This window comes from Anabaena sp. TISTR 8404 (assembly GCF_056847745.1).
The window spans coordinates 4,331,459-4,351,970 of record NZ_CP180578.1 but is presented as its reverse complement, the minus strand read 5'-3'; the positions used below and the strand labels follow the sequence as shown (position 1 = coordinate 4,351,970).

Sequence of the window (20,512 nt, the reverse complement as noted above, 5' to 3'; positions counted from 1 at the left end):
AGCAGACGAAATGTCTACCCCAAAACCAATATCGGAGAATTGGCAGCTTGTTATTAATAATCCTTGGTTTCATTTTTTGCTGTTACTGCTTTGGTTGCTAATTGGTCTTGGTTTGCGTTTCACCAATTTAACTGCCAAGCCGCCTTGGACTGATGAATTTTCGACTTTAGTGTTTAGCTTGGGAAATAGTTTTTTACCAGTATCTTTAGACCAAGCGATCGCACCTGATATTTTATTACAACCACTACAACCACAACCAAGTGCCACTGTACAAGATGTTTGGGCGCACTTAAGCCACGAAACGAATCATCCGCCACTGTATTTTTTCTTAGCCCACTGGTGGATGCAGTTATTTCTGACACAACAAGGTCTAGTTTCATTATGGGGGGCGCGATCGCTCGCTGCAATTTTTGGTGCTGCGTCTATTCCCGCTATCTATAGTTTAGGTTGGCTAACTTTTCGCTCTCGCTTGATTGCACATATCGCTGCTGCTATCATGGCAGTATCACCCTACGCTATTTTTTTGGCGCAAGAAGCACGTCATTACACTTTGGCAATTTTGTGGGTGATTGCATCTTTTGCTTGCTTGATTATCGCTACACGCCACATTCAAAATCGCACACAATTACCCATCACCACCGCACTTTCTTGGATAGGAATTAACGCTTTAGGAATTGCTACCCATTACTTTTTTGTTCTTACCTTAGGTAGTGAAGCCTTAGTTTTAATTTTCCTTGGTTGGCGACAACGCACTTTTTTATCTCCTCCTTGGCGACGAATTTATGCTGTTGCTGCTGGTACTGCTGTCTCAGGTATAGTTTGGCTACCAATCTTTTTACACAATAGTTATGGTGATAAATTAACAGATTGGATACAACAACCGCGTCAAGGATTTGAGTGGCTAAATCCACTTTTTCAAGCTTTTGCCGCTTGGGTGACAATGTTGTTTTTACTCCCAGTTGAAGCACCACAATTGGCAATTATTTTAATTTCTGGTTTGGTAATGTTGATTTTCTTTATTTGGTTTTTACCGATATTCATTCGGGGAGTCAAAGTTCAACTTCAACAACCAGAAACTCAGGTTTTATGGGGAATTATTTTAGCTGCGATCGCATTATTTTTTGTCTTCACTTATTTCCTCGGAATTGATTTAACCAGAGGCGCTCGTTATAACTTTGTTTATTTTCCTGCTGTCATCCTTTTACTCGGAGCCAGTTTAGCAGTTCGTTGGCAAACTACTCAAAACAATCAAAAAATTACTGGCAAACAAGCTGTAGCAATAATTTGGCTGATGGGATTTTGTAGTGCAATAACTGTGATTTGTAATCTGGGATATCAAAAATACTACCGTCCTGACTTGTTTTTACAATTAATCAGACAAACATCCCAAGTTCCAGCAGTGATTGCTACTACCCAAATTACTCATGTCCAAATTGGTGAAATGATGGGTATTGCTAGAGAGTGGAAAATTTCCAATATTCCTTCACCATCACTTCAGTTTATACTTGCCCATCAAGACCAAGACCCGAATACTTCTACAAATACCCTCAATAATATTTTAAAGACGCTACCAAAACCTTTTGATTTGTGGTTAGTAAATTTCCATGCCCCAGTAGCAGCAGAAGCAGAAAAATGTCTTGCGGAAACTCAATCTTTACCAGCAGTCAACGGTTACGAGTACAAAATTTATCATTGTGAATAATCAATAGTCATTTGTGCTTCTCTGCGCGTATTTTTGCGTTTACCTTAGCGTTCCTCCGCGTTAAAAAACTCCGGTATACCCACAGGAGACAAAAGAGCGATCGCTCGTAAGTTTTGACAACGAATCAACTCGCTAAAATTTAACCCAGAACGTTTTTCAATTTTGGCTACTGCTTCAATTGCAGATAGTAAATGTTGTGCCGCTTCTGTTTCGGAATAACCCCGGCGTTGAGCTATTTTAATTGCTGCTGCATCTGCATTTAACTCTGACTCTGATGACTTGTTAGTACGCCAGATGCGGAAAATGGCGATCGCACTTAATCCGCCAGCAACAGCCACACCTACAGCATCTGACTGTGAAGATTCGATTAATCCAGCCAACAATCCCAACAGCACTACACCTTGATAAATATCCGGTTTAAACCATCTCACCCCTGTTAACCAGCTAACTTTCTGCAACAGCAGTAAATCCCGTTGCGGTTTTGTTAAACGACTCCACAAATCAAAATTAATGTATATCGGTCTATCTTGATGCCAAGGTAGGGGAAAGGTAGCATCAATGACTGTGGCTTGCTCTGGTTTACTGACGATTTTGGTTGTCATTCTGCCAGAAGCAGGCATGACATCTAATAACCGCCGGATTTCAGCATTTGGCTCCATTTTGAACTTATAGAAATTAAGAGTTGTAAAAAAACAGCCGAATTTATCAAAATACTAGATAAACAGATCTATATTAATTCGAGCTTATATGCTGCCTACTGAGATTAAATTTTAAATTACATGGACGCTTTTGCTCCCATCCCACCTGAATGGACATCCGAGGCAGTTCATGCGTATGAATTTTGCTGTCCTACCTGCCGTTCCAGCAGTCTAGAAGCATTACAAGTTTGGATTAATCGGCGATCGCCTGTCATCTCAGAAGAACATCGTCGCAAATGGCAGGAGTTTTATAAATGCCAATGTGGTTGTGCGTGGTGGGCTTGGAGTAGCGATCGGCCTCCATCAGATTTGGCAAAACAAGAGGATGATCATCCCCAATAAAAAAAGCCCACGTAACAGTGGGCTTTTATTTATCTCATCTCATCCAAAACTAAATTCTAGAAAGAGAATGTAGTACGGAGTGTACCTACATAGACAGTATCGTTGTTGTCGTTATGTTCAGGGTTGAATATAACCAACAAGCCAGGGGTAACTAAGATGTTATCGCTGACTTTGATTTTATAAAGACCTTCTAAGTGATAAGAAGTGTCTCTATCGGTATTTGCAGCAGTACCAAAATTTAGATCTGTTACTTTAGGTGGTTGACCGAAAATTACACCCAAGGTGTTGCCTTCTCTACCCAAGTCCTTAATAGCCAAATTAGCAGCCCAGTACCAAATATCTGCATTACCGGAGGTTGGGCCAGCTTCAATTTGGGCATCTGTGTAACCTACCCAACCACCAACGGAAATTTTATCGGTAGGGCGGAAGTTAGCTAAGATACTGTAGTTATTAGTTGAGGTAGCAACGTTACCAAAGGGTCTGTTAGAGATAGAGCTACCTTGGCTGCCAAACAAGTTCACACCAAAAGCGGGGTTCTGATAGGCGTGAGAGTAGGCAAAACCAACGTTTATCAACTTGCTTGGTTTAAAGTCTATTTGACCAAAGAATGCGTTAGCTCCATTGAACAGGCCGTTATCACTGGTGGGATCACTAGCTCTTGGTGCAAGGTATGCGCCTGTCAGGCTGATAGGCCCTTTGGGATTGAATGTGACAGTCAAACCAGCGCCACCAGGAGATGATGCCCGATAAATGGGGCTGAAACGTCCATAACGAGAAATAGCACCTGTACCACTACTTCTGAAGTCAGGGTTGAACACGTTGATGTTATTCCACAGTTCTGCACCAAATGCGTCAACCTTGACTCGGATTGCATCACTTACCAGGTTGAATTCATAGTTGAGTTTATCAACTTCAACCTCGTTCCCGTTGTCACCATCATGTCCTAACCGAGTCATGTTGGTTCCGGTAACACCAGTGCCAAGTGAGGCAATGTTCCGAGCTTGCAGACGAGTTTGCAATCTATCTGATCCTGTGAAACTGGTGTACAAGTTTAACCGCACCCGATCAGAGAAAGTGACGTTGCTATCTAAATCACGATTGTTGTTGGGATTAGTGTCTGTATCAGCGCGATCGTCACCAAAAGGCGCAGTTACACTGAAAATAGCTTCACCAACCAACTTGGTAGTAGTAGAGAATTGATTTGCTTCTAATTCCGCAGTCCGTGCTTCTAGTGCATCTACTCGACCGCGCAAAGTTGCCAGTTCAGCAGAAAATTCTTCTTGTAAACGCTGTAACGTTGCTAAATCTTCTTTGGTGACTAAATCAGCTGTGGCTGTAGCAATTAGTTCGTTAACTCTGTCTAAACAAGCATTCAAACCTGCTGCAAACTCATAACGAGTCAAAGCACGGTTCCCGCGATATGTGCCGTTGGGATAACCTGCAATACAACCGTAACGTTCCACTAAAGACTGCAAAGCTTGGAATGCCCAATCTGTAGGTTGCACATCAGAGAACTGCGATACTGATGTCACTTGTCCCATGCTGTCAGATTGTTGGGACAACTGCGCAACCGTTGTGATTTGTTCGTTAGCTTCTCCTGCTAAAGCGCTGTTAGCAGCTAATAAGGTCGCAGCTAAAACTGCTGGACTGACTTTTAGTACATTCCAGAAAGAGTTTGTCATGATTTTGCTTTCACTCACACCATACCGTCAAAATTTAATGGGTACATCCCTCATTATTTTTAAGGGAAAATACCCATTAACTTTGTTTCTATTATATCACGTAAGTGATGTTTTAGAAAGTGAAAGTGGTACGAATTGTACCGACGTAAATGTTGTCGTTTCTATCGTTATTTTCAGGGTTGAAAATAACTAACAAGCCAGGAGTAACTTGAATGTTGTCGCTAACCTTGATTTTGTACAGACCTTCTAGATGATAGGCAGTATCTCCATCTCTACGATTAGCAACGGGAGTATCTGTAACTGTTGGCTGCTGACCAAATACAATACCCAGTACGTTACCTTCTTTACCAAAATCTTTGAAAGCTAAGGTTCCAGCCCAGTAGACGACATCTGCATTTTGTCCTCTTCTGATGGTTCCTGAGCTGGTTTCAGCTACAGCATTGGAGTATCCAGCCCAAGCACCAAGAGTCAACTTATTGCTAGGCTGAAAGCTTGCTTGTATACCGTAGTGATTACCTGTAGTAGCAACACCAGTACCAAAGGGAGCGCCAGCAAATGTACTACCTGTAGTGCCTATGAAATTGATATTGTTACTTGCAGTACCAGCAGGTGAAGTTCTAGCACCGTCGTAAGTATGGGCGTAGGCGAGACCAATGTTAAAGGCTTTGCTAGGTTTAAATTCTAATTGTCCAAAAGCTGTGTAGTCACCGTTGAACAAGCCAAAACCTGAATCGGGTGTGCTGGCTTTAGATGCTAAATAAGCTCCAGTCAAGCTAATAGCACCTTTAGGGTTAAGAGTAACCGTTAAACCAGCACCGCCAGAACCTAGACGATAAATCGGGCTGAAACGTCCGTAACGTGAAATTGCACCTGTACCACTGCTTCTAAAATCTGGGTTGAAGACGTTGACGTTCTCCCATAACTCGGCAGTGTTGGCATCAATTTTGACACGAGCGTAGTTGCCCAGATTGAAAGCGTAGTTAACTTTATCGACTTGAACGTTATTGTTAGTATTGTCTGCAAAAGCCAAGCGGGTTTGATTTGTTCCAGTTACACTTGGTGTACCATTGACGTTATTACCAGCTTGTAACCGGACTTGCAGTTGGTCTGTGCCTGTGAAACTGCTTAATAAGCTTAAACGCGCCCGATAATCGAAAGTAGTGTTAGAAGTTAAATCCCTTGTTGGTGTTTGAGGATTGGGTACTGCTACATTGTCTCCAAAAACTTGAGATGCGTCAAAAACCGCTTCACCAACCAACTTGGTGGTAGTAGAGAATTGATTTGCTTCTAATTCCGCAGTCCGTGCTTCTAGTGCATCTACTCGACCGCGCAAAGTTGCCAGTTCAGCAGAAAATTCTTCTTGTAAACGCTGTAACGTTGCTAAATCTTCTTTGGTGACTAAATCAGCTGTGGCTGTAGCAATTAGTTCGTTAACTCTGTCTAAACAAGCATTCAAACCTGCTGCAAACTCATAACGAGTCAAAGCACGGTTCCCGCGATATGTGCCGTTGGGATAACCTGCAATACAACCGTAACGTTCCACTAAAGACTGCAAAGCTTGGAATGCCCAATCTGTAGGTTGCACATCAGAGAACTGCGATACTGATGTCACTTGTCCCATGCTGTCAGATTGTTGGGACAACTGCGCAACCGTTGTGATTTGTTCGTTAGCTTCTCCTGCTAAAGCACTGTTAGCAGCTAATAAGGTCGCAGCTAAAACTGCTGGACTGACTTTCATTACATTCCAAAAAATTTTGCTCATTATCTTAACTCTCACTCACACCCACTAGTAAAATGTATGGCTGTATTTCGGCTACAATTACTGCTTGTTTTTTGGGTATATGTTCATAATTCCAGGCATCAATATATATAACAGATACGATGCAATTAACACAAGTCAATAAACATTGTTTTTAACTATAGTTTCTGTAGTAAATTTATTTGGTAAACGTAAAATAATGCGCCGCTTGTATCTTAACAATACGCCTGCTTCTTCAAATTGTTGTAATAGTCTTGTAATTGTCACTCTAGTTGTGTTTAAAACTTCTGCTATTTCCTGATGGGTGATGTTGATATCAATAACTTTATCTTGTTCCACATCTCGCCCAAATTTGTCACCGAGCCATACCAAAAATTTCCATAAGCGGAGGGAAATTGGTTTGAGATGGACTATGCTTAAAAGTTCTTCTGACTGTTGAATATGGGCAAATAAACCTTCAATATCTTGATGCCAGAGATAAGATGGTACAACACTTACCTCTACACTTGTCAGGCATTCAATTTGGTAGGGTTTAACTTTAGATAATGGAGAACCAATCAAATCTCCTGGCCCCCAATAACCTAAAGTGATGAACGTACCATCTTCCGCCCAAGTTAAGGTACGAACTGCGCCACGCTCTATCCGCCATAGTATCTCGTTACGCAAGGGAATTATTTCTTTACGGGCAAAAATTTTTAGTGATAGTTGTTCACTAACAGATGCCTTGGGGAAGGTTGGTGTCAGACTAGTGGATGTCATTAGAAATTTAATGGTAGCTAGTGAAAATTTGGAATGTTTTAGTGGGCGATCGCAGAAAATCTGCTAATCTATAAAAATTATTTTTTGCTATTTTCTAGCAGCTATCTGCTTGATAATTTAATAACAATTTGGCTGAGAAATAGTAGGTTTATCCTTATATAACTAATTGAATCTTTTGATGTTGTTTGTCAGTAAATTTATATTGAATTAGGATTTTGCGATTGCAATCACCGCTGGTTTAGGAGGTGCATTGGAAGTTTTATCAGGCCAATTAGAACCAACGGGAACTTGGCGAGTTTGTAAAAATTCTGTGCCTGTAGTAGTAGTAACTACAAATTGTCTAGTTTCGATAGCTTGGTTTCTGCGAGTACCATTTGTTTCTCCTGGGTGTTGTATAGATAAGAACATGGTTGTTTGATCAGGTGTAAAACAGGGGCCAGTAGTTTCACATTCCATTGGTGCGATCGCAAATAAGAAAGCTTTACCTGCATCTGCACCAGTGGTAGGGATAAACCACATAGAGTTATTACCAAACAAACCAGACAAACTCACAGATTTTCCTGGTTCAGCATTACGGTTGTTGACAGTGTTGTTGAGTTTTGAAGTGGAAATGTCAGTCACCATCCAGACATTTCCTTGAGGATCAAGTAATAAATTATCGGGATTAGCAAAACCCATACCGCCCGCTGCTGGTTCCCCACCTGTGGCTAACATTTGCCAACGAAAAGTTAGTGCTGCGGGGTCGTTGTTATCTTCGCTTAAACGCATCACCCAGCCGTATTCATAGCCTGCTTCACCTTTGGGACTTTTAAACACTCGCACATCAGAACCACCTTGTTTGTCAGCAGCACCAGATGTAAAGCTAATGTACAAGTCGCCATTAGGTGCAATTTCTGTATCTTCGGGACGTGCTGTGCAGGTAGCGCCAGCTGCGTTAGCGGCGTAGTGTGCATCAATTAAAATTACACCTTGCTTTTCTTCGGGGTTTCCGATGTACAGATCTCCCAGTTTTTGGTACTTTTGCTTGTAATCTGCGATCGCCTCATCTTTGGTAACTGGTAAATAACCTGCTTTCAGGTCTGCTTTTTCAGCTTTGGAGCCTAGTGGTAAGAGTATGATATTGCCAGCAATATTACTGGGAACATCTGGGTTAACAGGAGTTTCAGCTTTGAGAGGTATCCAGCTACCAGTACCATCAGCGTTGAATTTAGCTGCATATAGCATTCCTTGTTGCAATAGACGAGAATTAGCTTTGTCTTGGGGATTGCTGACTTGATCAAAGCTGACAAATTTATAGATGTGTCCACCCCGGCGATCGCATCCTGAATAAAAAGCTAGTGGTTTACCTGCTTCTACCCGCACACCCACAGCTTCATGGCGGTAACGTCCCAACCAAGTATGCTTCGTACCGTAATCTTGTGGGTTCGCTGGATCAATTTCCACAATCCAACCGTATTTATTTCCCGCTAAACCAAATACATTCCCCTGACCAAATAATTCTTCATCACCCAAAGCAAACGGCAATGTCCCAGGGTCAAAAGCTGTGCCATCGGCGTAGACTGGTTCTGGTACTTGGGCTTGAAAGTTTTCTTCGGCGCTGAGAACTGTTCCCCAAGGTGTTGTTCCACCAGCACAATTGCCAAAAGTACCAATAATGCGATCGCCTAGTTCATCTATGTATCCCTGACCTGTTTGTTTCCGAAATACCGCGACTGCGGGGCCAGTTGCTTGCAAATACCGATTATCTTTTAATCCAGAAATGCCGCTAATTCGTCTATCGGCTGTGGAATTAGTTCTTTCCCACTTCCCATTTGCTGTTTTACGTAGCGAAATTACACCTAGTCCTTGGTCTAATAAGGCTTCTTGACAAATTTCAGCAATTTTAGTTTTTATCGGGTCATTATCTGGCAAAGCATAAGCATTAATTTCACTTTTTCCTGAATTTGTGCTATCTAAAGCTGTTTTCACATCTGCAAATGGCAGGGATTTGCCAATAACTTGCTGATAGGTTTCCATCCAAGGAATAGCGCTGATATACTCAAAGTTGACTGCGAGATGACCAGCATTGTCTGCCGTGGGGATAAAAGACAAATAGTCGTTGTTGTAACCGAAGCGGGAATTACCAACTTGATCACCCCAAGCTGCTATTACTTGGTATTCAAACCCTTCTGGCAGGATCAAGTCATCTAATACTTCATAAGAACTATATCTGGCTTGCTGCTGTTCTGGGTTGAAACCTGCGGTTTCTAAGGGTATTGGCCCCTGAACTGGTTTAAATGAGAATGGCGACCCTACCACTGATGATGTGGTTTTTTGCGTCGTAGTATTTTGACCGCAACCTGTGAGATTACTCAGCGCTAATACACTAGCGCTACCTCCCATTAATAGCAAGAAATCCCGACGCTTGATACTCATTTATATCAGTAAAGCGATGTCTATTGTGCTTTCGGATACTCTAATCATCCAAGGTTAAGAATAGGTAAACTTTTAGTGAAATCTAAGTCAGTTAAGTAATTTTTAACTTTTTTATGACTTGCGCTAGTGGCCTATATTTGTCAACAGTCAATGGTCAATAGTGAAAAAAAACCGTATTGGTTAAATAATCACGATTGATGGAAATTAGCAGAAATCAGTTCAGAAAAAAATCGAGAATTGGCATGTCTAAATTTCCAATTCTCGATTTTTTTAATTTTGGTATTTAGTTACAGAAAATTTGCTAAAACAATCAAACTTATCATCTGGAAGAATCTAGTGCCAAACTTTTCACCAACAAACAGAGAAAAATTTCATTAGGTTTTCTTCCCCTATTTTATTAAGAGCGTTGACCAGTGACGATGTAAGCCACTCTTTGACCAATATTAGTAGCATGATCTGCCATACGTTCCAGACAACGAATTGCCAGCGCTAGTAGTATAATTGGCTCTACTACTCCTGGCAAATCCCGCTGCTGGGCTAAAGTTTGATAAAGGCGATCGTAAGCATTATCTACAGCATCATCTAAGTATTTAATTCCCCGGCCACCAGCTTCATCTAAATCTGCCAAAGCCACCAAGCTAGTTGCTAACATCGCTTGTGCGTGGTGTGACATGACTTCAATTTCTGGCAAAGAAGCATGAGGTGAATAAGGAAAGAGTTTCACCGCGATTTCGGCTAAATCTTTGGCATAATCACCTATACGTTCTAAATCTCGTACTAATTGCATAAAAGCACTTAAACAGCGCAAATCTTGGGCTGTTGGTGCTTGTGTCATGATAGCTGTACAGTCTGATTCTATTTGTCTATAAAAGCGATCAATTTTTTTATCTAATTGAGGGAGTTCTTCAGCAGCGGTTAAGTTACGAGCAAATAACGCTTGGTGGCTAAGGCGAAATGATTGTTCTACCAAAGCTCCCATACGTAAAACATCTCGTTCTAAGCGCCTGATAGCGCGTGCCAACTGAGAACTGTCAGGGTTGGGGTTATAAACGACAGCTTCCACACTTGTATTCTCAAAAGTGAAGATACTATTAACTATAGTCTTGGCTTTGATAGTTCGCCATAACTTCAGGAAGTATAAGTTGCATCCAAGCACCTCCTGTTTTGGGATGATTCATGGCTTTAATGGAACCACCGTGAGCCAAGAGAATTTGCCGTACAATTGCTAAACCCAAACCATTACCAACAATTGAACCGATAGAATTGCTCTCTGACAAGGGAGTGTGAGTCCTGGCTTGATCCCCTCGATAAAATCGCTCAAAAATATGGGGTAAATCTGCTTCTGCAAAACCTGTACCTGAATCAATTAAATTTAGTTCTAAAGTGGAAGATGTAGAATTATTCTGATGATCATCAGAAAATATTATTTTTGCTTCTACTTGAATACTAGTGTTAGGACTACTGTACTTAATGCTGTTGTCTAGCAAGTTGAGAAAAACTTGATAAATCCGTGCTTGATCAGCTTTGATCCAAATGTCTTCTGGCCCAAAATAGTGAAGAGAAAGATGTTGTCTTTGTGCTAAGGGTTCTAAAGTTTCCCAAACAGACGTAATTAGCGATCGCACTTCTACTGGCTCAAGATGCAGTTGCATTTTGGGGTTAGCTTCGATTTGCGTCAATTCTAACCAGCCTTGTACTAAGCTAATTAATCTGTCAACTTCTTGCATAAGGCGGTCAACCCAGCGATTTAAGGGTGGTTCTAAGCGATGTTGTAAAGTTTCCGCCACCAGCCGAATCGAAGTCAAAGGTGTTCTGAGTTCGTGGGCTAAATCAGAAAACGAGCGATCGCGTTCTTGATTTACGTCCAAAAGTGGTTGACGATTTTCCAAAAATACGCCTACTTGGCCATTAAGCAAGGGCAAGCCAGATGCTCGTAAAGTTATAGATTTGATGGTGGGTAATTCTGCTGCATTGTCGGACGAGGGATGAAATAACCACTCTTTAGTTTGGGGTTTTTGGCGATCGCGTGTTTGCTCAATCAACCGATCTAATTCATAAGACCGCACTAACTCTAGCAACAAACGTACCTGTCCTGGTTGCCATCTTTGCAGATATAAAATTTCTCGTGCTTGTTGGTTGCACCACAGCAGTTGATTTTCTTCATCTACTTGCAAATATCCTATGGGTGCAAAATCCAGCAGGTCTTGATAAGTTTGCAGGGATTGCTGCAAATCTTGACGTTGTTGCTGTAATGTTTTGATTTCTTGACGCAAACGAGGTAGCAGTGGCAGAGCTACCTCCGTAGAACTAGAGTAGGGTTGTAGAACTTTGCCCAGGTAGCGGTTTAGTTGAACCTGTTGCCAAATCCAAAACCCGATACCTACCGCCAAACCTAGAATAAATCCCAATAAGAACATGTGAGTCCCAGTTGCTAGTTGCGTCGTGATTAATAAAAACTAACAACTATCTTCACCAATTATCCGAAACGATAGCCAAATCCTCTCACAGTCACAATATATTCGGGGTGGCTAGGGTCTAACTCTAACTTCTCCCGCAACCAACGGATGTGAACATCTACAGTTTTGCTATCTCCAACGAAATCTGGCCCCCAAACCTGATCAAGCAATTGCTCCCGCGACCAAACTCGCCGCGCATAACTCATAAACAACTCCAACAGCCGGAATTCTTTTGGGGAAAGATTTACTTCTTGACCCCGCACTAACACGCGACACTCTTGGGGATTTAAGCTAACGTCTTTGTATTTCAGAACTGGTAGCTGCGGTAAAGTACTTAAACGCTGACGACGCAGTAGTGCGCGACAACGAGCCACTAATTCCCGCATACTAAAGGGTTTGGTGAGATAGTCATCTGCGCCAACTTCTAAACCCAAAACGCGATCGGTTTCACTACCCTTAGCACTGAGCATCAAAATCGGTACTGGGTTGCCTTGATGACGCAGCAAGCGACAAATATCTAGCCCATTAATTTGGGGCAACATTAAGTCAAGAATCACCAAGTCAAAAGGAAACTCGCCTGAGTTGGGTTCAAAACTTTTGAGATATTCGACCGCAACCCGTCCATCTGGGGCTGTCACAACCCCATAACCTTCTTCCTCCAATGCTACAGCGAGCATCTCTTGGATTAGCTCTTCATCTTCTACCACTAGAATCTGGCTTGTGTGTCCGATATCTGCTCTGGCAGAATACTTGGTCGATTCACTGGTGTACATTGATATCACAAAAGTCTGCCCTGTGCTTGTATCAATATAAGAATTGAGTCAATTATCTAACTACTCGGTACATTTACAGTTGCACCGTTGCAAATAACTTTGCAAAAAGTAACATATGTAACAGCTATCTTAACAAGATTATAAAGCAAATTTGTCGCTTCTTGGCAAGCAAAATTCTTTATTAAATCTTAATATTACGATTTTGCGGGTGCATAATACGTAATTTTTACCTGCTATATCCCATAAATACAAGCTTTTTAGCACATAAATCACATATCCTCACGGCAGCATCCACTATCTATTGACAATGACAAATGAATTTGAGTATATTTATAGTACAAATATACTATAAAATTTCAAATTAGAAACCATACCTACAAAAAACAGTACGGTCAATTTACATCGGAATCAAGTTTTAGTATTGCATCATTCCAGTATTTGTACTGAACAAAAAGTACTGTTTTAAAGGTTACTCTGATGTCTGCATAGGGTAGATATTGGTATGGTTTGCTACCCAATCAATTCATTGCTAATTAAGGGAGTTTGAGTATGACTTCAGTTGCAGTTAAAGACAGCAAACAGCAACTAATGCAAGCATTTCAACAGATTTTAGCTGAAAGAAAAAAATTAGAATCAAAAATTGCTACCAAACAAGAAGAAGCAGAAAAAGCAAAAAATCAAGACATTTTAAATGCGGCTTCTACATATACAGTTGATAGTATTGTTAAAGGCTTAGCAGATTTACAATTGGAATTTGGTAGTATTGTCAACTCCCTATCAGAAAAACTAGCTAAGGAAAACTCCAAACTAGATGAACTGAACCAAGCGATAGAAATAGAAACGCAACATTTACAAGAACTTCAAAGGATTAGAATTGTAGCAGATACACTAGATATTCTTACTCAAGAACATCTAGAAAAATTAAAAATTCTAGAACAAGATACTGCCAGCAAAAAAGAAGCAATTGAGAAAGAAATTGCTCTCAAGCGGAAAGAATGGCAAAAAGAACAATCAGAGTATGAAGAAGCAGTAACAGCATACAATGATGTTACTGTTAAAGAACGTCTACAAGAACAAGAAGAATATCAATATAAATTAGAAACAACTCGTAAACTAACTACAGACGCTTATGAAGCGAAGAAGCGCAACTTAGAAAGAGATATTCAAGAAAAAACACAGCAAAAAGACAAAGACTGGACTGAACGAGAAAAAATTCTCTCTAGTAATCAAGCTTTATTTAAAGAATATCAACAAAAAGTTGCAGCTTTCCCCGCTGAACTAGAAGAAGCAATTAAAAAAGCTCGAGAAGAAGCAATCAAAGAAACTAGCCAAAAAGCCAAAATTGAGGCTGATTTATTTGAGAAAGAGTGGGAATCTACTAAGCAAAGCTATGAACTCAAAATCCAAAGCTTAGAAGAGACAATTACAAAACAAACTGAGCAAATCGAAAGTATTTCGACACAATTACAAGCCACTTTGAAGCAGGCACAAGATTTAGCAATGAGAGCTTTTGGTAATTCTACTGCTAAATAGATAGTTCTTGTCTGAATAATTGAGAATCATTGGAGGTTAATTATGGTTGGTAAAAAACTAACAGATAAGAATACCAAAGCCGAAATTTTGCAAGCTTATGAAGAGTTGGCGAAAGAAACATCAGGATTAAGAACTCAATTAAATCAAGCTGTAAAAGCTAGTCAAACTGTCAACATAGAGAACCCCAAAGTAGAACAAAATACAGCTATGAATAAGCCAGCTACTATCCAACAAAAAATGAATTATACAATTGAAAGCCTAGCTAAAATTCAATTAGGCTTTGGTAGTGCGGCGAATGAGCTATCAGAACAGTTGACTACACAAGCTTCTAAATTAGGAGAAATTCAGCAATCTGTAGAAAATGAAATTGCAGCCTTAAGACAATTACATAATTTAGAAATTGCCGAAGATACATTAGACACTTTAATTACAGCCTATGAAGATAATTCTAAGGCATATCAAGAAGAGTATAGTCAACGTTATGAAATACTTTCACAAGAGATACTAGAGCAACGAATTGCTTGGCAAAAAGAACAAGACGAATATAAACAGTCAATTAAAGAACGCAATGATAACTTAAATAAAACTCGACAAAGAGATACAGCAGAGTATAAATATGATTTAGAACTTCAACGTAAGTTGGAAGCTGATGAATATGAACAAAGCCAAAAAACCTTATACAAGCAGTTGGAAGAATTTCAACAAGAAACAGAAAAGCAGTGGGATGAACGTGAAAAACAAATTGCTGAACGAGAAAAGCAATTTGAAGAAGCTAAAGCTAAGGTAGAAGCATTCCCGAAAGAAAAAGAAGCAGCCCAGAAAAAAGCTACGGAAGAAGGTAAAGGTATTGCTCATTACCAGGCAAAGGTAAAAGCAGATTTATATGCTAAAGAAGTAGAAGGGCAAAAGCGTTTCTATGAGCAGAGATTACAATCTCTAGAACAGACTATTACCAATCAAGAAACACGTATACAAAATCTCTCAAAACAACTAGAGTCTGCGCTCAAACAAGTTCAAGATTTAGCAGTTAAGGCTATTGAAGGTACTGCCAATGTCAATTCATACCAAGCAATTAAAGAGATAGCATTAGAACAGGCAAAAAGCCAAGTGAAAAATAAATAGCTAAGATATAAAGACATTAATTAAGAGACGTAATTTGGAATTACGTCTCTAATTTTTAGTCATAATTTATTATGAATTTTTATTGATAATTAGGGATCTGTTTTATCTGGCTTACCGTTGTCTAAAGGTTTCTTACGAGGAGGAATAACTTGATTAGCTTTTTTACTTGGTTGCTGATTAGCATTCGATTTTTGATTAGACATAAGACTGTGGAAATTAACTATAAGTTTATATACAACAAGAACATTACTGAATCCAGAAAATAGTCAAAAAATTTACAGATAAAATAAAAAAGAGACGCGATGATATTTGCGCCTCTATGGAAAGAAGAAACCCAATATTTTAAATAATTAAAAGTTTTAGGAAATATTATTTTTATAGATATGTAATTAAATTGTATACACGGCTATTATGGTTCATCGATTTTTTTCAGATGTGGTTGAGCAATGTTGTCATTTTTGCCGATAACCCAAATAGCACCAGGTTCTGTTTTAATTGGTTTACCATTATTACGGGGTTTTTTGCGAGGCATAATCAAGACACTCACTGTTTGTATAATCTTTACTAATTGAACTACAACAGTGTAAATAGCTATTCCGGAAATTATCCGCAGCTAAACAGACATAACTTGCTTTATGTGTTTACAACATAGTTTGTTTAGCTGCGATTTTACATCAAGCTATTTTTAGGCGAAAGAGGAAAAGCCAAGATTTGGGGGTATGTCCTGAATGCGTCCTGGCCCGATCGCTCGCAGTGCTTCTTGGAGTAAAATATCGCCAGTATACAAAGCACGTCCCACAATTGCACCTGTGACACCTTGGGGTTCTAAGGCTAACAAACTCAACAAATCAGTCACAGAACTGACACCACCAGAAGCAATTACAGGGATGGAAATAGCATTGGCAAGTTCGCGCAAGGCTTCGATGTTGGGGCCACTAAGAGTGCCATCGCGGTGAATATCGGTGTAGATAATGGCTGCTGCACCTAATTCTTGCATTCGCACAGCCAGTTGGGTGGCTAAAACTTCCGAGGTTTCTAACCAACCACGCGTTGCTACTTTCCCATTGCGGGCATCAATGCCAATAATAATCTGTTGGGGAAATTCTTGGCAGAGTTCTTGGACTAGCTGGGGTTGTTCGACGGCGACAGTTCCCAGAATTGCCCATTGTACTCCCAAGTTAAACACTTGTTGCACACTAGAACGATCGCGCAATCCACCACCAACTTCAATCGGTACTGATATTGCTTGAGCGATCGCTTCAATAGCCTTCAAGTTTACTACTTTACCTGCTTTTGCTCCATCTAAATCAACTAAGTGCAAGCGAGTTGCACCTTGATCTACCCATTGTTTGGCAACATCAACAGGATTTTCACTAAAAACTTGCGATTTTTCATAGTCTCCCTGATACAGTCGCACACATCGACCTTCAAGTAAATCAATTGCTGGAATTACGTCCATTTATCTTTCCTTTTTAAAAGTGCTAAGTGCTGAGGAGCCAGCGCCGTGGTGAGGCAGTCCGGTCTTGGGGGTTTCCCCCAGGAGGAACTGCCGAAAGGGTTTCCCACGCCACTTGCTACAACGGGGGGAACCCCCGTAACGCAGTGGCTCGACTTGAGTGAACTGGCGTTGCTGAGTGCTGAGTAAAAATACTAGCCTCTAGTCTCTAGTCCCTAACCTCTCTTTCACAGCTTGGCGAAAACCAATCACAATCAAAATATTGGCCAGGGTTAAAAAGACTTCCGCACCCCCATGTAACCAATCTACATTCGCCAAAGCCTCTCCGTACTGCACTTTGGCGTAAATACCCGCAGGAATGGTAATGCCGACAAACACAAGTGTGCCGTAAAATCCATACAGTGCTAAACGTGGCATTTGTTGACTGCGGCTAATAAACCACAAGAAACCCAAATAGGGAAATAAAGAAAGGGCAAATAGGGTTTCTTTTGATATCATAATTCCGATTTAATAGATGGGACTACAATAGTATTAGTGACATTTTTGGCAGACTTGGTGGAACGCCAAATCCACACAGCTGCTGCCCAAAGCGTAAAATTACCAACTAAGGTCATGGTAGCTTGTAGCGTTACCAGCCATTCTAAAGATTCTGCATTGTCAAAATAATGCCAAGTGCAAGCACACATAGCACTCACTAAAGCTGGTAACATGGCCAGGGACAATCCCCACCAACTGCGGTTACCAGTGATTTCGCCGTAAGTCCAGATTAACCAAATCGCGGCAATCCACTCAATAACGCTAGAAATATGAATAATCCAAGTGGGAATTGATAGGGCGTGCATAAAAAAGTCAAAGGTCAAGAGTCAAAAGTTAATCGTAGTTTAAAGTTGACGCAAGTAAAATAGCAGCTTGCGATCGCCTTTGAATATCTTCACCTAATTGAAGCTCTTCACCCAGATGCTCAAATTTGGATTGTTATTGTTGGCTCTCGTTATGTTCAACACCAATTTTCTCATAACTCAGAAAGTTTTTTATGTAACTAACCTTTAACAAATATATAAATTTTTATTTTTGGCTTTGCCTGTACACATTTACAGTTATTTTTAGGTAAATAAACCACATCTTTTTTATCTCACGCAGAGGCGCTCCAGACGCGAAGAAGAGAGCAAGAGTTTTATGAATCCTACAAGAAACTATCTTTTTTACGCTTTAACAAATAGCATTTGCTCAAGATGTCTTGTAAAAGTTGAAGCAAAAATTATTTTCCAAGATAGCTGTGTTTACATGATTAAACACTGTCCGACGCATGGACAGGAAAAAGTTTTAATAGCAGATGATATTGAATATTATAAAAAATCACTTCAATTTATTAAACCAGGGGATATGCCTTTAAAGTTTAATACACCAATTAAACACGGTTGTCCTTATGATTGTGGGTTGTGTCCTGACCATGAACAGCATAGTTGTTTAACTTTAATAGAAGTAACTGATAGATGCAATCTTTCATGCCCAATTTGTTATGCTGATTCTGGCACATCTGAGGTTTCGGAAATATCTCATCAACCCCGCCGTCATCGCAGTTTAGAACATATTGAAAAAATGATTGATGCGGTGGTGGCGAATGAAGGTGAACCCCAGATAGTACAACTAAGTGGTGGTGAACCGACTATCCATCCAGAGTTTTTTGAAATATTGGATATTGCCAAAAGTAAGCCGATTAAGCATTTAATGATTAATACCAATGGTGTGAGGATTGCCAAGGATAAATCATTTTGCGATCGCCTCAGTCAATATATGCCAGGAATTGAATTATATCTGCAATTTGATAGTTTTGAAAAGGCAGCTTTAGAAGAGTTACGCGGCGCAGATTTACGTGAGATTCGAGAAAAAGCAATTGAGCATCTCAACGAATATAATATCTCGACAACTTTGGTAGTTACGCTCAAAAAAGGGCTTAATGACCATGAAATTGGTAAAATTATTGATTACGCCTTACAACAAAAATGTATTCGTGGTGTAACTTTTCAACTAATACAAGCAGCAGGTAGATTAGAAGGATTTGACGAAAAACGAGATAGGTATACTTTGACAGAAGTGCGTCGGTCAATTCTAGAACAAACTCATCATTTTAAACCAGAAGATATTCTACCAGTTCCCTGCCATCCAGATTGTTTAGCAATGGCTTATGCGTTGAAACTTAACGGTAAAGTTATACCCCTAACTAGCTTAATCAATCCTGATATTTTTGTAGATATTGTGCCTAACAGCGTACTTTATGAGCAAAATGAAGAACTAAAACGGCACATTTTTCAACTATTTTCTACAAGCCATTCACCAAACTCTGCGGCTGTATCATTGAAGCAACTTTTGTGTTGTTTACCAATGTTACCTGTCCCCGAAAGTATCAACTACAGCAATGTATTTCGAGTAATGATTGTGCAGTTTCTCGACCCCTTCAACTTTGATGTACGTTCAGTGAAGCGTTCCTGCATCCATATTGTTCATCCCGATGGTAGGATTATTCCGTTTGATACTTTCAATATTTTTTACCGCGAAGGTAGTGCGGGGTATTCTTTAGTAAACAATAAGTACTAGGATAATTTAATGTCGCAAAGAAATAATAAAAATGAAATTATACAAACAATTTTAGGTATCCTATTGCTGTTAGGATGCCATATTATAGCCATAATCATCATATTTGCGCTTGGTTATATTTTAGAGGTAAATTCTCGTTCTGGTAGCTACGCTGGGTTACAAGTTTTGCTAATTGGAACTTTAGGTTTTCTGTTTTGGCAGCTTTTTTATGTGATTCCACTTTGTATTTTATTACAACGGAAGCGGCAAATAGCTATGAGAAATGGTGTAGTTATTGGTGCAGCAATTACTGCTTTATTGAATGGTGGTTGTTTTTTACTGTTTACTGTACGTTAAAAGTTAAATTTCTAGTATTTTCTTCTCAGTTAAACACATAGCAATTCCCTTTTCGTAATATGCAGCTTCGTTGATGAAAATAGGGTAAACTGTAGATGTGCCTTGGTATGCGATCGCACTCTCATCAAATGTTAAAAATAGCGGCTCACCAGGGTTCAGCGGTTCATAATCTCGAAACTGAAGTTGGGGGTGAATCATTCCCTGAATTTCTCCATCTTTGTTGCGTGGATAATCAATAACTCCTGTATATTGATAATATGTCAAGCTACGATTTTGATGTTGAGATAATCCTTGATTGTAACTTTCTATATAGTCTAAAACTTGATAAATTAACGCTTCAGTTTTTTGAAATAACTCAGCATTTAAAACTGCCTGTGCTACAGGGCCTACTTCAATAGCAAAACCCAATTCAGATATCGAACAAAGATAGTTATAGTTGCTTGTAGGTTGAGAATAACAAATTCTCACATCAGGATTAATTGCACTTAATGCAGCAGCTAATTGCAGTAAAAATGGATGTTGACTTTTTAAAATAATAGTTAGCTGCATATTTGCAGTTGAGCTATGCAAATCAATAAGCACCTGTCGCTGATTTTTACTTTCTTCTTTTAGAGAAGAATAAATATTTTTTGCCAGAATGTCTTCATAACTAGCAAGTAGGGGGTTTTGTAAATCTGCTGTTGCAAAGCACCGATTTAAGTCTTTATCAATATAACGTCTAGCTGCTGCAAATGCTTTAGGATTATTCAATAAAACACGAGTAGCAAAACTAGGACGCTGAATCAGGCTTGGAAACTGTTCAAACTTTTTACCCAGATATATGCCTGTAAATTCATTACCATGTGTGCCAGTAGAAATTACTACTGAATTGATGTTTACCATAT

The 20,512-nt window shown here is 39.8% G+C and carries 19 protein-coding genes; 6 read left to right on the top strand and 13 right to left on the bottom strand.

The window, feature by feature from the left end; translation table 11 throughout:
• Positions 1-10 precede the first annotated feature (10 nt).
• Complete coding sequence (locus tag ACMX3D_RS18890; RefSeq protein ID WP_482752379.1) at positions 11-1,702, top strand: glycosyltransferase family 39 protein; 1,692 nt, start codon at positions 11-13, stop codon at positions 1,700-1,702.
• Positions 1,703-1,746: 44 nt separating this feature from the next.
• Here ACMX3D_RS18890 and ACMX3D_RS18885 read toward each other — a convergent pair whose 3' ends face one another.
• On the bottom strand, positions 1,747-2,361 hold the full coding sequence (locus ACMX3D_RS18885; RefSeq protein WP_482747403.1) for a DUF3318 domain-containing protein: 615 nt from the start codon (positions 2,359-2,361) through the stop codon (positions 1,747-1,749).
• Positions 2,362-2,481: 120 nt separating this feature from the next.
• Between ACMX3D_RS18885 and ACMX3D_RS18880 the strand changes: the two genes are divergently transcribed.
• On the top strand, positions 2,482-2,742 hold the full coding sequence (locus ACMX3D_RS18880) for a hypothetical protein (RefSeq protein ID WP_482747402.1): 261 nt from the start codon (positions 2,482-2,484) through the stop codon (positions 2,740-2,742).
• A 56-nt stretch (positions 2,743-2,798) separates the two neighbouring features.
• On the opposite strand, the gene ACMX3D_RS18875 is transcribed toward ACMX3D_RS18880, so the two are convergent.
• The 7 genes from ACMX3D_RS18875 to ACMX3D_RS18845 form a co-directional block, all read right to left on the bottom strand.
• Positions 2,799-4,424 (bottom strand): iron uptake porin, encoded by a 1,626-nt coding sequence (locus tag ACMX3D_RS18875; RefSeq protein WP_482747401.1) that lies wholly within the window; start codon positions 4,422-4,424, stop codon positions 2,799-2,801.
• A gap of 112 nt (positions 4,425-4,536) precedes the next feature.
• Positions 4,537-6,186: an iron uptake porin gene (locus ACMX3D_RS18870; RefSeq protein WP_482747400.1), complete on the bottom strand. Its 1,650-nt coding sequence runs from the start codon at positions 6,184-6,186 to the stop codon at positions 4,537-4,539.
• A gap of 135 nt (positions 6,187-6,321) precedes the next feature.
• Positions 6,322-6,942: a Crp/Fnr family transcriptional regulator gene (locus ACMX3D_RS18865; RefSeq protein WP_482747399.1), complete on the bottom strand. Its 621-nt coding sequence runs from the start codon at positions 6,940-6,942 to the stop codon at positions 6,322-6,324.
• A 207-nt stretch (positions 6,943-7,149) separates the two neighbouring features.
• On the bottom strand, positions 7,150-9,357 hold the full coding sequence (locus ACMX3D_RS18860; RefSeq protein WP_482747398.1) for a PhoX family protein: 2,208 nt from the start codon (positions 9,355-9,357) through the stop codon (positions 7,150-7,152).
• Positions 9,358-9,754: 397 nt separating this feature from the next.
• Positions 9,755-10,420 carry a phosphate signaling complex protein PhoU gene (gene phoU, locus ACMX3D_RS18855; RefSeq protein ID WP_482747397.1) on the bottom strand — a complete coding sequence of 222 codons (666 nt, stop codon included), beginning with the start codon at positions 10,418-10,420 and terminating at the stop codon, positions 9,755-9,757.
• Positions 10,421-10,448: 28 nt separating this feature from the next.
• On the bottom strand, positions 10,449-11,774 hold the full coding sequence (locus ACMX3D_RS18850) for an ATP-binding protein (protein ID WP_482747396.1): 1,326 nt from the start codon (positions 11,772-11,774) through the stop codon (positions 10,449-10,451).
• Positions 11,775-11,833: 59 nt separating this feature from the next.
• Positions 11,834-12,586, bottom strand: coding sequence for a winged helix-turn-helix domain-containing protein (locus ACMX3D_RS18845; protein WP_482747395.1), 753 nt, complete (start codon positions 12,584-12,586; stop codon positions 11,834-11,836).
• 549 nt (positions 12,587-13,135) lie between these two features.
• On the opposite strand from ACMX3D_RS18845, the gene ACMX3D_RS18840 reads away from it, so the two are divergent.
• Both ACMX3D_RS18840 and ACMX3D_RS18835 read left to right on the top strand, forming a co-directional pair.
• Positions 13,136-14,119, top strand: coding sequence for a hypothetical protein (locus tag ACMX3D_RS18840; RefSeq protein ID WP_482747394.1), 984 nt, complete (start codon positions 13,136-13,138; stop codon positions 14,117-14,119).
• Between the two features lie 42 nt (positions 14,120-14,161).
• Positions 14,162-15,241 carry a hypothetical protein gene (locus tag ACMX3D_RS18835; RefSeq protein WP_482747393.1) on the top strand — a complete coding sequence of 360 codons (1,080 nt, stop codon included), beginning with the start codon at positions 14,162-14,164 and terminating at the stop codon, positions 15,239-15,241.
• 409 nt (positions 15,242-15,650) lie between these two features.
• Here ACMX3D_RS18835 and ACMX3D_RS18830 read toward each other — a convergent pair whose 3' ends face one another.
• From ACMX3D_RS18830 to ACMX3D_RS18815, 4 genes are all read right to left on the bottom strand, one after another.
• Positions 15,651-15,773, bottom strand: a complete 123-nt coding sequence (locus ACMX3D_RS18830) for a hypothetical protein (RefSeq protein WP_482747392.1) — start codon at positions 15,771-15,773, stop codon at positions 15,651-15,653.
• Between the two features lie 153 nt (positions 15,774-15,926).
• Positions 15,927-16,700, bottom strand: a complete 774-nt coding sequence (gene hisA, locus ACMX3D_RS18825; RefSeq protein WP_482747391.1) for a 1-(5-phosphoribosyl)-5-[(5-phosphoribosylamino)methylideneamino]imidazole-4-carboxamide isomerase — start codon at positions 16,698-16,700, stop codon at positions 15,927-15,929.
• 198 nt (positions 16,701-16,898) lie between these two features.
• Positions 16,899-17,195, bottom strand: a complete 297-nt coding sequence (locus ACMX3D_RS18820; protein WP_482747390.1) for a DUF3593 domain-containing protein — start codon at positions 17,193-17,195, stop codon at positions 16,899-16,901.
• Positions 17,192-17,539 carry a DUF2499 domain-containing protein gene (locus ACMX3D_RS18815; protein ID WP_482752378.1) on the bottom strand — a complete coding sequence of 116 codons (348 nt, stop codon included), beginning with the start codon at positions 17,537-17,539 and terminating at the stop codon, positions 17,192-17,194. The genes ACMX3D_RS18820 and ACMX3D_RS18815 overlap by 4 nt, the downstream gene beginning before the upstream one ends.
• A 334-nt stretch (positions 17,540-17,873) precedes the next feature.
• On the opposite strand from ACMX3D_RS18815, the gene ACMX3D_RS18810 reads away from it, so the two are divergent.
• Positions 17,874-19,292 (top strand): radical SAM protein, encoded by a 1,419-nt coding sequence (locus ACMX3D_RS18810; protein WP_482747389.1) that lies wholly within the window; start codon positions 17,874-17,876, stop codon positions 19,290-19,292.
• Between the two features lie 9 nt (positions 19,293-19,301).
• Positions 19,302-19,628, top strand: a complete 327-nt coding sequence (locus ACMX3D_RS18805; protein WP_482747388.1) for a hypothetical protein — start codon at positions 19,302-19,304, stop codon at positions 19,626-19,628.
• Positions 19,629-19,631: 3 nt separating this feature from the next.
• Here the strand turns inward: ACMX3D_RS18805 and ACMX3D_RS18800 are convergent, their stop codons facing one another.
• The gene (locus ACMX3D_RS18800) at positions 19,632-20,510 is read right to left on the bottom strand and encodes an aspartoacylase (protein ID WP_482747387.1); all 879 of its coding nucleotides are present in this window, start codon (positions 20,508-20,510) and stop codon (positions 19,632-19,634) included.
• Positions 20,511-20,512 lie beyond the last annotated feature (2 nt).

Coding starts and splice junctions, on each gene's coding strand:
- ACMX3D_RS18830 (WP_482747392.1), bottom strand. CDS start 15,773: ATGCCTCGCAAAAAACCCCGTAATAATGGTAAACCAATTAAAACAGAA.
- ACMX3D_RS18865 (WP_482747399.1), bottom strand. CDS start 6,942: ATGACATCCACTAGTCTGACACCAACCTTCCCCAAGGCATCTGTTAGT.
- ACMX3D_RS18835 (WP_482747393.1), top strand. CDS start 14,162: ATGGTTGGTAAAAAACTAACAGATAAGAATACCAAAGCCGAAATTTTG.
- ACMX3D_RS18850 (WP_482747396.1), bottom strand. CDS start 11,774: ATGTTCTTATTGGGATTTATTCTAGGTTTGGCGGTAGGTATCGGGTTT.
- ACMX3D_RS18885 (WP_482747403.1), bottom strand. CDS start 2,361: ATGGAGCCAAATGCTGAAATCCGGCGGTTATTAGATGTCATGCCTGCT.
- ACMX3D_RS18805 (WP_482747388.1), top strand. CDS start 19,302: ATGTCGCAAAGAAATAATAAAAATGAAATTATACAAACAATTTTAGGT.
- hisA (WP_482747391.1), bottom strand. CDS start 16,700: ATGGACGTAATTCCAGCAATTGATTTACTTGAAGGTCGATGTGTGCGA.
- ACMX3D_RS18880 (WP_482747402.1), top strand. CDS start 2,482: ATGGACGCTTTTGCTCCCATCCCACCTGAATGGACATCCGAGGCAGTT.
- ACMX3D_RS18890 (WP_482752379.1), top strand. CDS start 11: ATGTCTACCCCAAAACCAATATCGGAGAATTGGCAGCTTGTTATTAAT.
- ACMX3D_RS18840 (WP_482747394.1), top strand. CDS start 13,136: ATGACTTCAGTTGCAGTTAAAGACAGCAAACAGCAACTAATGCAAGCA.
- ACMX3D_RS18820 (WP_482747390.1), bottom strand. CDS start 17,195: ATGATATCAAAAGAAACCCTATTTGCCCTTTCTTTATTTCCCTATTTG.
- ACMX3D_RS18800 (WP_482747387.1), bottom strand. CDS start 20,510: ATGGTAAACATCAATTCAGTAGTAATTTCTACTGGCACACATGGTAAT.
- ACMX3D_RS18860 (WP_482747398.1), bottom strand. CDS start 9,357: ATGAGTATCAAGCGTCGGGATTTCTTGCTATTAATGGGAGGTAGCGCT.
- ACMX3D_RS18875 (WP_482747401.1), bottom strand. CDS start 4,424: ATGACAAACTCTTTCTGGAATGTACTAAAAGTCAGTCCAGCAGTTTTA.
- ACMX3D_RS18815 (WP_482752378.1), bottom strand. CDS start 17,539: ATGCACGCCCTATCAATTCCCACTTGGATTATTCATATTTCTAGCGTT.
- ACMX3D_RS18870 (WP_482747400.1), bottom strand. CDS start 6,186: ATGAGCAAAATTTTTTGGAATGTAATGAAAGTCAGTCCAGCAGTTTTA.
- ACMX3D_RS18845 (WP_482747395.1), bottom strand. CDS start 12,586: ATGTACACCAGTGAATCGACCAAGTATTCTGCCAGAGCAGATATCGGA.
- ACMX3D_RS18810 (WP_482747389.1), top strand. CDS start 17,874: ATGAATCCTACAAGAAACTATCTTTTTTACGCTTTAACAAATAGCATT.